The 13,899-nt window shown below is 37.9% G+C and carries 16 protein-coding genes; 11 read left to right on the forward strand and 5 right to left on the reverse strand.

Annotation, left to right across the window (positions count from 1 at the left end; translation table 11 throughout):
* Positions 1 to 105 precede the first annotated feature (105 nt).
* Positions 106 to 723 carry a spore protease YyaC gene (yyaC, locus tag QGM71_RS16290; RefSeq protein ID WP_327608627.1) on the reverse strand — a complete coding sequence of 206 codons (618 nt, stop codon included), beginning with the start codon at positions 721 to 723 and terminating at the stop codon, positions 106 to 108.
* Positions 724 to 810: 87 nt separating this feature from the next.
* Here yyaC and QGM71_RS16295 point away from each other — a divergent pair, with 87 nt between their 5' ends.
* From QGM71_RS16295 to rpsR, 7 genes are all read left to right on the forward strand, one after another.
* Complete coding sequence (locus QGM71_RS16295) at positions 811 to 1,830, forward strand: YkvI family membrane protein (RefSeq protein WP_327608628.1); 1,020 nt, start codon at positions 811 to 813, stop codon at positions 1,828 to 1,830.
* Between the two features lie 105 nt (positions 1,831 to 1,935).
* The gene (locus tag QGM71_RS16300) at positions 1,936 to 2,868 is read left to right on the forward strand and encodes a mechanosensitive ion channel family protein (RefSeq protein WP_327608629.1); all 933 of its coding nucleotides are present in this window, start codon (positions 1,936 to 1,938) and stop codon (positions 2,866 to 2,868) included.
* A 90-nt stretch (positions 2,869 to 2,958) separates the two neighbouring features.
* Complete coding sequence (locus QGM71_RS16305; protein WP_327608630.1) at positions 2,959 to 3,162, forward strand: DUF951 domain-containing protein; 204 nt, start codon at positions 2,959 to 2,961, stop codon at positions 3,160 to 3,162.
* A gap of 203 nt (positions 3,163 to 3,365) precedes the next feature.
* A complete protein-coding gene (gene ychF, locus QGM71_RS16310) occupies positions 3,366 to 4,466 on the forward strand; it encodes a redox-regulated ATPase YchF (protein ID WP_327608631.1) in 1,101 nt (366 codons plus the stop codon).
* Between the two features lie 183 nt (positions 4,467 to 4,649).
* On the forward strand, positions 4,650 to 4,940 hold the full coding sequence (rpsF, locus tag QGM71_RS16315; protein ID WP_327608632.1) for a 30S ribosomal protein S6: 291 nt from the start codon (positions 4,650 to 4,652) through the stop codon (positions 4,938 to 4,940).
* A gap of 15 nt (positions 4,941 to 4,955) precedes the next feature.
* On the forward strand, positions 4,956 to 5,465 hold the full coding sequence (gene ssb, locus QGM71_RS16320) for a single-stranded DNA-binding protein (RefSeq protein WP_327608633.1): 510 nt from the start codon (positions 4,956 to 4,958) through the stop codon (positions 5,463 to 5,465).
* Positions 5,466 to 5,486: 21 nt separating this feature from the next.
* On the forward strand, positions 5,487 to 5,717 hold the full coding sequence (gene rpsR / locus QGM71_RS16325) for a 30S ribosomal protein S18 (protein ID WP_327608634.1): 231 nt from the start codon (positions 5,487 to 5,489) through the stop codon (positions 5,715 to 5,717).
* A gap of 173 nt (positions 5,718 to 5,890) precedes the next feature.
* On the opposite strand, the gene QGM71_RS16330 is transcribed toward rpsR, so the two are convergent.
* From QGM71_RS16330 to QGM71_RS16345, 4 genes are read right to left on the reverse strand one after another with little or no spacing between them, the layout of a single operon-like run.
* Positions 5,891 to 6,505, reverse strand: coding sequence for an ATP-binding cassette domain-containing protein (locus QGM71_RS16330; protein ID WP_327608635.1), 615 nt, complete (start codon positions 6,503 to 6,505; stop codon positions 5,891 to 5,893).
* Between the two features lie 19 nt (positions 6,506 to 6,524).
* Positions 6,525 to 7,202, reverse strand: a complete 678-nt coding sequence (modB, locus tag QGM71_RS16335; RefSeq protein ID WP_327608636.1) for a molybdate ABC transporter permease subunit — start codon at positions 7,200 to 7,202, stop codon at positions 6,525 to 6,527.
* 27 nt (positions 7,203 to 7,229) lie between these two features.
* Positions 7,230 to 8,009 (reverse strand): molybdate ABC transporter substrate-binding protein, encoded by a 780-nt coding sequence (gene modA, locus QGM71_RS16340; RefSeq protein WP_327608637.1) that lies wholly within the window; start codon positions 8,007 to 8,009, stop codon positions 7,230 to 7,232.
* 51 nt (positions 8,010 to 8,060) lie between these two features.
* Positions 8,061 to 8,549, reverse strand: a complete 489-nt coding sequence (locus QGM71_RS16345; RefSeq protein ID WP_327608638.1) for a DUF1189 family protein — start codon at positions 8,547 to 8,549, stop codon at positions 8,061 to 8,063.
* 365 nt (positions 8,550 to 8,914) lie between these two features.
* Here QGM71_RS16345 and QGM71_RS16350 point away from each other — a divergent pair, with 365 nt between their 5' ends.
* The 4 genes from QGM71_RS16350 to dnaB all read left to right on the forward strand — a co-directional run bounded on the left by QGM71_RS16350 (position 8,915) and on the right by dnaB (position 13,770).
* Positions 8,915 to 9,862 (forward strand): YybS family protein, encoded by a 948-nt coding sequence (locus QGM71_RS16350; protein ID WP_327608639.1) that lies wholly within the window; start codon positions 8,915 to 8,917, stop codon positions 9,860 to 9,862.
* A 43-nt stretch (positions 9,863 to 9,905) separates the two neighbouring features.
* Positions 9,906 to 11,879: a DHH family phosphoesterase gene (locus QGM71_RS16355; RefSeq protein WP_327608640.1), complete on the forward strand. Its 1,974-nt coding sequence runs from the start codon at positions 9,906 to 9,908 to the stop codon at positions 11,877 to 11,879.
* A complete protein-coding gene (gene rplI, locus QGM71_RS16360; RefSeq protein ID WP_327608641.1) occupies positions 11,876 to 12,322 on the forward strand; it encodes a 50S ribosomal protein L9 in 447 nt (148 codons plus the stop codon). The genes QGM71_RS16355 and rplI overlap by 4 nt, the downstream gene beginning before the upstream one ends.
* Positions 12,323 to 12,405: 83 nt before the next feature.
* Complete coding sequence (gene dnaB / locus QGM71_RS16365) at positions 12,406 to 13,770, forward strand: replicative DNA helicase (protein ID WP_327608642.1); 1,365 nt, start codon at positions 12,406 to 12,408, stop codon at positions 13,768 to 13,770.
* Positions 13,771 to 13,899 lie beyond the last annotated feature (129 nt).

Below are 13,899 nucleotides of genomic sequence, written 5' to 3' on the forward strand. Positions count from 1 at the left end.
AAGCGTAGTGTTTTTTCCGTAGTGGAATAAAAATTTAAATTTTCACCACGTCGCACTTTATAAATTTTATGTCAAACAGTATTGTATAAAGAAAAGAGAACAAATTTAAAGTATCGTTTGCTTTTGTGTTTGCGCAACAATAGCTGGTGACGTGTAATTATAAATTAGTCTCTGGTCAATTTGATCTAATAATTCAGCTGTTTTCTTAGCCATGTCAACAACAACGGATAGTCTGGTGTTTTGTAAAACAGAATACTCCATAAAACCACTAATATTCACAACACCTGTGATATAAATGTCTCCAACTGGAGGGAGGGGCTTGTTCAAGGCTGCTCCTGGCTTTAATGGGCCTGTTCCAGTTATTAGATGACCCACTGAGTTGTTTTTACCCAGACATGCGTCTATGGCGATAATATAGGGGTTCCGATGGGTTTTAGTTATAGCTTTCATGTAATTACCTAAATTGGTTGCATGAACTGGTTGGTGTAAAGTTCCATAAACATGCATGTGCCTAGGCTTCATCTCAGAAAAGTATGTTCCAATCAGTGGGCCGAGAGCATCACCTGTAGAACGATCCGTTCCAATACAGACTACAACATACTCACGAGCAAATTCGGGAAGCCAAGAAATAATTTTTTCGCTCATTGATTCAGATAGCGCAGGGTCTGTATGTAACATCCGAAACGATTCATTTTTTAAGCCAAATCGATTTTTAAGATTCATAGCTTATCCTCCAAAAACATATTGTTATAGTATACGGAAATTTTTAGTGATCTATACATGGATTCTTAAACTATTGGAGGAAAAGTTATGTTGCGTGCTGGTCTCAGATGGATGTTTCTAATTATAGGTACGACAATAGGTGCAGGGTATGCTTCAGGGAGAGAGCTATGGCAGTTTTTTGGGCATGAAAGTGGACTGGCCATCCTTTTATTTGTACTATTTTTTACCGTATCATGTATTGTCATTCTTCATGTTAGTTATAAAAGGAAGTCAACTCACTATTTGCCCGTGTTGCGTGATATTGTAGGAACAAAGCTGACCGGTGTTTATGATGTAATGATATTTTTATATTTATTTACAACAACTGTTGTTATGATTGCTGGAAGCGGAGCTACTGTCCAGGCTTTTAACTACTCTTATTGGTGGGGGGTAGGTGTCATTGTCCTTGCATTATTCTTCTTGTTTATGAAAGGAATTAATGGAATATTATCAATAAATCTGTTTATATTACCTCTATTACTGAGCGGCCTACTGTTTGTTCTAATACTGTTTACAATTGACCAGGAGCTGGCTCTGTTTTCGCATTGGCATGAACAACGTAACTGGACTGCTGCCTTTCCCTTTACTGCGCTGAATATACTGCCATTAATAGCAGTATTAGGTGCTATTGGCAATAAAATCAGATCTAGGAAGGAAATATGGATTGCAGCAATAGGAAGCGGTCTAATATTAGGTGTTATTTCTTATATTTATAATAACAGTTTAATCCAAATAGCTGATGAGATGCTGTTATATGAGATACCGTTATTTGCCATTCTAAAACATTACTCATTTGAAATGCTCATATTTATGAGTATATTATTATGGTTTGCTATTTTCACAACTGCTGCTTCAGGAGTTTTAGGTATAGTTACTAGAATACAGCAGTATTTTAATAGTCCATTATGGTTGATTGTTATTTTAACCTTAGTTACAATGATTCCATTAACAGCACTGGGTTTTTCAACCTTGGTCAGTTATTTATATCCAATTTATGGGATACTAAACTTATATGTTTTAACTCGATTATTACTCTTTCCCATTTGGAATAATATGGAAAAAACATAACCTTAATCGAACACTTCAGTACTTTAATATGCTTTAGGAATGTTGTAAACTGAAGTATAGGAAAATAAATAATTGTGTACACCGCTGTTTACTGGAGGAAGACATATGGATGATACGAATCAACAAAATAATATGGAAGAAATTAATGAACAAATAACAGGCTTTTGGGCCTATCTAACTGGACAAGAGCTTTGGTTTACCATAGGGACAGGTTTTTTAAGAGTTATAATTATACTTATACTGGCACTTACAATTGTACGTGTTACAAGGAGTCTTGTAGATCGTCTGTTTAAAAAGCGAGGTAAAGGTCGTATTCGCATTACAGAGAGACGAGAGAACACTCTAAAAAAATTAATCAAGAACGTAATAGCCTATGTAGTGTATTTCATTGCTTTTATTATGATTTTGGACAACGTTTTAGGCTTTAATGTTGGGGCACTACTTGCTGGTGCGGGTGTAGCAGGACTGGCAATTGGTTTCGGTGCACAAAATTTAGTACGGGATATTATTTCAGGATTTTTCATTATTTTTGAAGACCAATTTTCCGTCGGTGACTACGTGGCAGTGGGAGGTATCGAAGGAACAGTGGAAGAAATAGGCCTTCGTACTACGAAAGTTTTAAGCTGGACAGGAGAAATGAATATTTTACCTAATGGTAATGTGACACAGGTTACCAATTACTCTGTTCATAATGGCTTATCAATCGTGGATGTTAACATTCCTTATGAAAGTAATGTGAATGATGCAGAAAGAGCAATAGAAAAAATAGTAGAAGAGCTACCGCAAAAATATGAGTTTATCGTTGGCATTCCAGAAGTTATAGGGGTACAAAATCTGGAAGTATCACATTTCGTTATTCGTGTAATTGCTGACACACTACCTGGCTTCCAATGGGCAGGAGAGAGAAATATTAGAAAAGAAATACAAAACGAATTATATAATGCCGGAATTAAGATTCCAGCACCACGTATTGTAATGTATACAGGGGATGAAAGGGAAAAACTTTTAGAGAAAAAACAAGAGCGGGAACAGGAATAAATTTATCCGTACCCGTTGATATTCTCACAGATAAAATAAGGCTATATTGACTAAAATTTTATTTCATATTTGAGGAGAAGAGGACATTAAATGGCAGAGAAAGATTTTGGATTAAATGATGTTGTTCAAATGAAAAAGCAACACCCATGTGGAGAAAATCGCTGGAGGATTATTCGTATGGGCATGGATATCCGCATTAAATGCTTGGGCTGTGATCATAGTGTAATGATTCCACGACGCGAATTTACCAAAAAATTGAAAAGGATAGTGGAAAAGGCAGAAGAAAGTAAATAAAATAGACTATTTTATTGAAAAAGTGATAATATAGAACTAAATAGTAATAGAAATAGAAAAATTGATAGGGTAAAAAGCAAAAATAGGCATGAATAAGATGCCTATTTTTGCTTTTTCATAGCTTGTCAATTTAAATTCTAGTGCCTATAATTAGTATGACTAACGCGTTCATATGAATGAAATCCTTAAGGAGTGAAAGTTGCATGGCATTAACAGCAGGAATTGTCGGACTTCCAAATGTAGGGAAATCAACTTTATTTAATGCAATTACACAAGCTGGAGTAGAAGCAGCCAACTATCCGTTTGCTACTATCGATCCGAATGTGGGCATTGTAGAAGTACCTGACAATCGCTTAAATAAATTAACAGAATTAGTTAAACCGAAGAAAACAGTACCGACAGCCTTTGAGTTCACGGATATAGCAGGTATTGTAAAAGGAGCGAGCAAGGGAGAAGGATTAGGAAACCAATTCCTGTCCCATATCCGCCAGGTAGACGCGATTTGCCAGGTCGTGCGTTGTTTTGAGGACGAGAATATAACACATGTAGCGGGTAAGATCGATCCTATTGATGATATTGAAATCATTAATTTGGAACTTATTTTAGCAGACCTGGAAACAGTCAACAAACGTGTGCAGCGAGTAGAAAAGCTTGCTAGACAAAAAGACAAGGACGCTGTAGCTGAGCAGGATATACTTGTAAAGTTAAAAGACGGACTTGAAGAGGAAAAACCAGCTCGTGCTTTGGAATTTTCAGAGGATCAGTGGAAAGTAGTAAAAGGACTACATCTGCTGACAAGCAAGCCAACCTTGTATGTAGCAAACGTAAGTGAAGAAGAAGTTGCTGATCCGGAAGCAAATGAAAATGTGCAAAAAGTAAAAGACTTTGCAGCGAAGGAAAGTGCACAAGTAATTGTTATCTGTGCCAAGATTGAAGAAGAGATTGCGGAGCTTGATCAAGAGGGAAAAGAAATGTTCCTGGATGACTTAGGCATTACGGAATCGGGTCTGGATAAGCTTATAAGAGCTTCTTACGATTTATTGGGCTTGGGAACATACTTCACAGCTGGTGAGCAGGAAGTGCGTGCATGGACGTTTCGTAAGGGAATTAAGGCACCAGAAGCAGCAGGTATTATACACACAGACTTTGAAAGAGGATTTATTCGAGCAGAAACTGTCTCCTATAATGACCTGGTAGAAGCAGGAGCTATGGCACAAGCACGTGAAAAGGGCAAGGTTCGCCTGGAAGGTAAAGAGTATATCGTTAAAGACGGCGATGTAATTCACTTCCGTTTTAATGTGTAGAGCATACAGTTTTTAAAGCGCGCTACTCAAATTAATTTTAGTATAACGTAAAAAGGGATCTCTCGAAGCTTGTTATTTATAAAAAGATTTGGTATAATACACTATTGTGAGTAATTATATTTACAATTACTCCTTGCCCTTATTCAAAATGAGGGCCGTTTAGACCAAAAGGAGGTGTAACGGATGAGAAAATACGAAATCATGTATATCATTCGCCCAGACATAGAAGAGGATGCTAAAACAGCTTTAATCGAGCGTTTTAATGGCATTTTAACTGATAATGGCGCGGAGATTGATAAAGTTGATGAAAAAGGCAAGAAGCGTCTTGCTTATGAAATCAAAGACCATCGTGATGGATATTATGTAATCATTAAATTCAGTGGTGACGAGAATTCTGTAAATGAATTCGATCGTTTAGCTAAATTCTCTGATGATATTATTCGCCATATGGCAATTCGAGAAGATGATCAATAATAAGGGGTGGTTCTGATGTTAAATCGTGTCGTACTTGTAGGCAGGTTAACGAAGGATCCTGACTTACGTTATACACCAAACGGAGTGGCGGTAGCCAACTTTACTATCGCAGTTAACAGACCTTTTTCGAATCAGCAGGGAAACCGTGAAGCTGACTTCATTAACTGTGTCGTTTGGCGTAGGCCGGCTGAAAATCTTGCTAATTTCATGAAAAAAGGCAGTTTAATTGGTGTGGATGGTCGTGTTCAAACACGTACATTTGAAGGACAAGATGGAAAAACTGTATATGTTACGGAAATTGTTGCAGACAGCGTACAATTTTTAGAATCAAAAGGTTCCTCTCAAGATAGAGGGCAAGACACATCAGGATTCCAACAAAACAAAAGTCAGAACCAATTTCAAAATCAAAATCAACAAAGTCAGCAAAATCAAAACCAGAACCAAAACCAGAATCAAAACCAAGAGGACCCATTTAAAAATAATGGAGAGCCTATCGATATATCAGACGATGATTTACCATTCTAGAATCTAGAGGGAGGGTTATCAATGGCAGCTCGTCGCGGACGCGCAAAGCGTCGTAAAGTATGTTATTTCACAGCTAATGGAATTACAAACATCGATTACAAAGATGTGGATTTGCTAAGACGTTTCATTTCTGAACGTGGGAAAATTCTTCCACGTCGTGTAACTGGAACTTCTGCAAAATACCAACGTAAACTTACAATAGCTATTAAACGTGCTCGTACAATGGCATTATTGCCTTTCGTAGCAGAGTAATGTTAAAAACCTCCAAGTCTTGCTTCATGCAGGATTTGGAGGTTTTTTATTATAGAGATATGATTTTTATGCCGGTTTTTTAAAATCATTAGTGAATGCACAACAATGGGAAAGAGATTCAATTGATTGCAGTTGCTGTAATGGTGAAAGGGATCTTTAAATGTACTTAGCACCTATACGATTTTACCATTCTCAAGTTTAACTATTCGGTCACCAAGTTTCTCGGCTTCTTCGTAATCATGTGTAACCATAATTACTGGTATTTTCCATAACTCATGGAGTCTCAGCAATTCATTCTGGCACTGAATCCGTGTTTTATCATCAAGGGATGAAAAGGGCTCATCCAACAATAAAGCCTCTGGTTTAGTGGCTAATGCTCGCACTAATGCAACACGCTGTTTCTCTCCTCCAGATATCTGGTGCGGGTAACTAGTAAGTAAATGCTCCAGACCAACAGTAGATACTAATTGATTAACAAGCGCTTCATCCTTCATAGCATATGTTATATTTTTTCCAACGGTCATATGTGGAAATAATGCATAGTTTTGAAAAAGGTACCCAATATTTCGCTTCTGAATGGGGACGGGTTTTTCCTTTTCGTGGAAGAGCATTCTGTTATTTAACCTTATAGAACCTTTATCTGGAGAAGTTATCCCTGCAACATTATTTAAAATTGATGTCTTCCCTGAACCAGAAGGGCCAAAGAGAATAACTATTTCTTTCTTGATATCAAACGAAACGTCAATTGAAAATTTCTGTAGCTTTTTTAATAACGTAACTGAAAGCATTCTTTATCCCACCAACCTTTTAACGATCACTAGTAAATCTTAAAATATTCCGTCCACTCCACCAGTTCAGCCATAGAATCGCGCTGAAACCTATGATAACAATACTAATTACCCAAAATAATGCAGCTTCCATGTTCCCAGCTTCAACAGCAAAGTAGATAGCTAATGGAATGGTTTCAGTCTGGTTGGGTATATACCCGGCAATCATTAATGTAGCACCGAACTCCCCCAACGCACGTGCAAATGTTAGAACTAAGCCAGCAAGCAAGCCAGGCCAAGCTAAGGGGAAAGAAATTGTCCAAAAAACTTTCAGCTTAGAAGCTCCCATTGTTAAAGCGGCGTTTTCGATGTTTCGGTCGTAATTTTGAAATGAAGCAGAAGCACTCTGATACATTAATGGGAAAGAAACAACTGCTGCAGCAATTACAGCACCTACCCATGTAAAGACGATCTGATAATTAAACCAGCTTAACAAAATACTTCCGATTGGGCCGTTTTTTCCAAATAAATAAAGTAAACCAAAACCAACTACAGTAGGCGGTAATACGAGTGGCAATAATAAAACGGCCTCCAGCACCCGTTTTCCGGGGAACGTATTCCGGGAAATAATTCTTGCAAAAAAAATTCCGAAAACAAGAACAATGCAAGTGGCTATGCCTGCAATTTTTAATGATAAAAATAAAGGAGTATAATTCATTAGATGTCCTGCCTTTTCTTTGTATAATTACTTAAATCCATGCGATTTTAAAATAGTCCTTACTGTATCGCTTTCCAGAAATTCAATAAAATTTTCAGCAGCTCTGCTATTGGTGCTGTACGAAGTAACTGCAGCTGGATAGACAATGGATTCATGCAATTGTGTATCTATTTCAGTTAAAATGGTTACCTTATCATAAAGGTGGACATCCGTTGCATAGACGAATCCGATGCCTGTGTTTCCTGTTTCCACATAAGTAAGCACCTGACGAACGTCTTTTGCATAAATAAATTGATCTTGAAGAACATCCCATACGCCATTTTTTTGTAACGCTTCTTTTGCATAACTGCCTGCTGGCACACTTTCTGGATTACCGATTGCAATTGTCTCGGTAGTAGCATGAGCTAAATCTTCTAGTGACTGAATGGACAAAGAGCTGTCATTTCGAGAGACAAGCACTAGCCTGTTTTTTGCGAAGTTTAGTCGTGTATCAGGGTAAATTAGTGATTGTTCCTCGAGCATGTCCATTGATTTCTGGTCAGCTGATAGAAAGATATCGACAGGAGCACCATATTGAATCTGCTGTGATAACCTTCCAGAACCGCCGAAGTTTAAGGTGATCTTTGTATAGGGATCCACCGCTTTATATGCATCAATAATGTCTGGAAGGACTTCGGATAAGCTTGTTGCAGCTGAGAGCAGCAATTCAGTTTCCTCTGTTGACTTCTGAATTGGTTCATCTGAATCATCAGTTAAACAACCTGTCATTGTACTTAGAATAAGTAGTAGTAGTAATGAATATTTCATTCGAAAATCTCCTTGTATTGTTAGCATAGCATAAGGAAAAAATTGCTTAAACTACGAGCGAACCCTTCGCTTAGGATAAACAGATATAATCAAAATTAAAAATACAATGGAATACATAAAAAACAGCCATAACCAGGTATTGCTTAAAGGGAAAATCAGAGCCAATAGTGTATAGAGTATAACCGGGACAGTGGTAGTAAAAGCACTCATTTTCCAAAGAATTGAATAACGTAATTTACGTCTCATGAGGTGTGCAATGCCGGACCCGATGTATGCTATTAATGATAACAATAAGAAAACAATTAACACGAGCGGCAGAAAATAAAAAATGAAGAAGTAAATACTTTGGAAAAACAAGTTAAGTTCAGCGCTCTGCCCATCCATTGTTGTTAGTTGTTCAATTAATGAGGGAATAGATACAAGCACTAGAAGAATAAACATATATATCACAGCAATATCCATTCCAACGCGGTTAAGCTTAAATATTGCTTTTTTGTTTGGCAGTTTGATACTATTTACAAATGCTTGCAAGAAAATCATTACTTTCATCCTTACTAATTATAGTTTGTTGAAGGTTAACGGCAGGTAAAATGAGTAGTTATTCCTTTTAGCAGAATACTTTCATCCTTATATTATAGTTAAAAATAACACGAATGGCGTATGGTGACCATGTAGAAACAATGACAATTGTATTGTGGTTAAACTATTCAATCAATATCTTAAGTTAAGCCAATGCCAATGAGAAAAACAGATCGAGATCTGTCATACATTAGTTCCAATATATTCCCCGGGAAATAATGTTTTCTGCTTTTTTCGACACCCATTCCCATTGAAATCATGTTATCATAATAGAATGATATAAATTCAGGATGAATGGTTATATCGATTTAGATGAGGTGCACTTTATGAATCAATCAAAACAATTAACAGATGGAGCATTATTGACAGCAATTTATATTGTATTGTTACTAGTTACCGTATTTGTTCCCGTTGTTTCCATATTAACAACTTTTTTATTACCCATTCCTTTCATTATATTCGCATTCAAACACGATTGGAAGCCTTCCCTATTGATGCTCGCGGTTGCAGCTGTATTAACTATGTTGTTTGCCACCGTTTTTTCTTTTCCACTTGTAGTTTTGGTAGGACTTGGTGGATTAATGATAGGGAGTGCAATGCATCAAAACTTATCTGCATATGAAACCTGGGCTCGTGGAACATTCGGATTTATAGTTGGTCTGTTGTTCGTTTTTGTTTTTACACAATTTATGCTTCAGATTAACTTAATTGAAGAGTTTCAGAAAATGATTGATCAGTCATTGGAAATGACTACAGGTATATTTGAGCGTTTTGGTGCAGCCGAACAAACAGATGAAGCCCTGGAAATGATGCAGACTACAATGGGTGGGTTGACAGAGCTTATCCCTGTTGGATTAGCAATGGCTGCCATCATGCTGGCCTTTATTAGTCAGTGGATCAGCTACAAAGTAATTAATCGTATAGAGAGCAAACAGTTATATTTTCCACCATTTCGTACACTGCAGTTCCCGATAGCGATTGTGTGGGTATACTTTTTTGCCCTGATTTTTTCCTTTATTGAATTTGACGCAAACAGTATCTTTAATATGGGTGCACAAAACATACTTGTTTTGACTGGCTTATTAATGACCATTCAAGGTTTTTCATTTATATTCTTTTACGCACACCACAAGAAAATGTCAAAAGCTATTCCAATAGTTATTGTCATTCTAACATTGCTCTTCCCACTACTTCTTATTTACCTGGTGCGTATAGTAGGTATCATTGATTTAGGGTTTGGGTTAAGAGAGAGATTAACAAAGAAAAAGGAATAGGTTTTAAAAATAAAATGGTGTCGAATAGTAGGAGTTGAATTCTATGCCGGATATACAAAGGAAGCCGACGCTTAGCAGGCACTTATGGATTATTTATATACTTGCAATCATTCTGCTTGGTGTCATATGGTTCTTCCAATGGGTTTTGGGACTCATTATGACAGTGTTACTGGTTGCTTCTTTATATTATAGTATAAAAACAGAAAGAGAACTTCTTAATGAAGCAGAGCGATATATATCCACGCTTTCCCACCGGGTTAAAAAAGTAGGGGAAGAAGCATTATTGGAGATGCCACTGGGAATTGTATTGTTTAATGAAGATTATACAATTGAGTGGGCTAATCCTTACATGAATCAATTTGGGGAAGAAGATACGATAGTTGGAAACTCTTTAAACCTCCTTTCTGAAGATCTTATCCCTATGATAAAAGAAAACAAGGAAAGTATCTGGCTTGAGCTGGGCGGGTATGAATTTCAGACAACTATAAAAAAAGAAGAACGTCTATTGTATTTATTTGATCGGACAGCACAATCTGAATTACAAACGTTATACCATAACGAGAAAACGGTTCTGGCTATCATCTTTTTAGATAACTATGAAGAAATCACCCAAAACATGGATGATACCCATAAAAGTCAACTTAATTCCCAGGTAACTGCAGTGCTGAACGGCTGGTCTACAAGGAATGGACTGTACTTAAAACGTACTTCGCAGGAACGGTTCATAGCAGTAGGAACAATTGAGATATTGCAGCAATTGGAAAAAGTAAAATTTGATATTTTAGATGATGTTCGAGAGATTAGCGGAGAGCAGAACAATCCCGTGACACTTAGTATTGGTGTAGGTATGGGAGATGTTGATTTGCCTGCCCTTGGTAAACTGGCACAATCCAGTCTTGATCTGGCACTCGGACGCGGAGGCGACCAGGTAGCTATCAAGGATGAAGCTGGAAAGGTACGTTTTTATGGCGGGAAAACAAATCCAATGGAAAAAAGGACACGAGTACGAGCCCGTGTTATTTCACATGCACTGAAGGAGCTAGTGAAGGCAAGTGATAATGTAATTATCATGGGCCATAAATCGCCTGATATGGATTCACTGGGAGCTGCAATAGGTATTTTAAATATTGCTAAATCAAATGATGTAGAAGGTCATATCGTGTTTGACCCAGAGGATATAGATACAGGTGTATATCGCCTCGTGGAGGCAATCAAGGCCGAGGAAAGTGTATGGCAACATTTTATCGACCCAGAAGAGGCAGAAGAAATAATCGGCAGTAGAAGTTTGATTGTTGTGGTGGATACACACAAACCTTCTATGGTTACGAATGCAAGCCTGCTTCAAAAAACAGAATACAAAGTTGTTATAGACCATCATCGTCGTGGTGAAGAATTTATTGAGAACCCGACATTAGTATATATGGAACCATATGCCTCATCTACGGCAGAGTTAGTAACAGAGCTTTTGGAATACCAACCAAAAAAACTAAAGCTGAAGATGCTGGAAGCTACCGCACTGTTAGCAGGAATTATTGTGGATACAAAAAGCTTCACATTACGAACGGGATCCCGTACGTTCGATGCTGCATCCTATTTACGTGCTAAAGGTGCCGATACGATATTGGTACAGAAATTTATGAAGGAAGATCTGGATCTTTATGTAAAGCGTAGTAAAATAATAGAGAGATCGGAAATATATCGCGATACAATTGCGATTTCTAAGGCCGAGGAAGGGCAAGCATATGGTCCTGTATTAATTGCGCAGGCAGCAGACACGTTGCTGACAATGAGCGGAATTAGTGCATCATTTGTAATTTCTGAACGTAAGGATGGTAGAATAGGGATAAGTGCACGTTCTCTTGGAGATGTAAATGTTCAGATCATAATGGAACAAATGAATGGTGGAGGTCATTTAACGAATGCAGCCACTCAGATAGAAGATACAACGATAGAAGATGCTGAGAGCCTGTTAAGAGATATTCTAGATGAATATTATGAGGGGAGAGAATCGGAATGAAAGTAATTTTATTAAAAGATGTTAAGGGTAAGGGGAAACAAGGAGAAGTAAAAAACGTTTCAGATGGCTATGCACGCAACTACCTACTTAAAAACAACCTGGCCGAGGAAGCAACCGCTGGAAACTTGAAAGCCTTAGAGGTACAAAAACGAAAAAACAACCAATTAGAACAAAAAGAAAAAGAAGAAGCAATAAATTTAAAAGATACATTGGCAGATCAGACTGTTGAACTTAAAGCCAAGTCCGGCGAAGGTGGCAGACTGTTTGGTTCTATTACAAGTAAACATATAGCTGAAGCCCTCCAAAAACAGTTTGGGCTGAAATTAGATAAACGTAAGATTGAGCTAGATCAGCCAATCCGATCACTGGGATATACTACAGTTCCGGTAAAGCTCCATCCAGAAGTTTCTGGATCAATTAAAGTTCATGTTGCAGAGCAATAAAGTGTAAAAGCCAGGGGCTCACTGTATAAAGTAGTGAGTCTTCTTTAAACATCAAATACCTCTAAGGGAAGGGGGAAAACCAGTTGAGTGAATGGAATGATCGTACACCACCACATAATATTGAAGCAGAACAATCTGTTATAGGTGCTATTTTCTTAGAACCAGAGGCATTTTCAACTGCGTCCGAATTGCTTGAATCGGAGGATTTTTACCGTGCGAGTCATCAGCGTATTTTTGCTGCAATGATGAAGCTTGCGGACAGAGGAGAGCCTATCGATGTCGTCACCGTAACTTCGTATTTGCACAATGCAAAACAAATTGATGAAGTTGGTGGGGTAGCCTATCTATCTGAATTAGCTTCCAGTGTACCTACCGCAGCAAATGTTGTATATTACAGTAAAATAGTGGAAGAGAAAGCATTACTGCGCCGATTGATTCGGACAGCTACGGATATTGTTACATCCGGATTTGAAAAGGAAGATGAAGTAGGAGACGTTTTAAACGAAGCAGAGAAAAATATACTTGAAGTATCTGGTCGTAAAAATTCTGGAGCCTTCAAAGCAATTAAAGATGTTCTGATTGATGTTTATGACAAAATCGAACAACTTCACCACCAAAGCGCAGATGTTACGGGAATTCCGACAGGGTTCCGCGATTTAGACCGTATAACTTCTGGTTTCCAGCGCAATGATCTAATCATTGTAGCTGCACGTCCTTCTGTTGGTAAAACGGCATTTGCCCTTAACGTTGCCCAGAATGTGGCAGTAAACACGGATGAAAATGTTGCTATATTCAGTCTGGAAATGGGAGCTGACCAGCTTGTCCAACGTATGCTTTGTGCGGAAGGTAATATTGATTCCCAACGACTGCGTAATGGACAGCTGCAGGCGGATGATTGGAGTAAGCTGACCATGGCGATGGGTAGTCTATCAAATGCTGGTATTTACATTGACGATACTCCAGGTATTCGAGTAGCTGATATCCGTTCTAAATGTCGTCGTTTAAAGCAAGAGCATGGACTTGGTATGATATTAATAGATTACTTGCAGCTCATCCAAGGTAGTGTAAATTCACGTGATAACAGGCAGCAGGAGGTATCGGAGATCTCTCGTTCCTTGAAAGGCTTAGCGCGTGAACTAAATGTGCCATTAATTGCTTTATCTCAGTTATCACGTGGTGTAGAATCACGTCAGGATAAGCGGCCAATGATGTCCGATTTACGTGAGTCAGGCAGTATTGAGCAGGATGCTGATATCGTAGGATTCTTATATCGTGATGATTACTATGATACAGAATCAGAGAAACAGAATATAATAGAAATCATTATTTCCAAACAACGTAATGGTCCAGTTGGTAACGTAGAGTTGGCCTTTGTGAAGGAATACAACAAATTCGTTGACCTCGATCATCGTTATCAGGAAAGTGATGTGCCGCCTGTACCGGTTTAAATTGTTAAACAGCCTTTTGAAGGGCTGTTTTTTTGATGGGATTGAATTTATTAGGTAACTTAACTTGTTAATTCGGTTATATACAGCTTAATGTTGCACGTATCTACCTATCTATCTATTTTTACCGAA

The organism is Virgibacillus tibetensis (genome assembly GCF_036026595.1).
GTDB classification, from domain to species: domain Bacteria; phylum Bacillota; class Bacilli; order Bacillales; family Amphibacillaceae; genus Virgibacillus_P; species Virgibacillus_P tibetensis.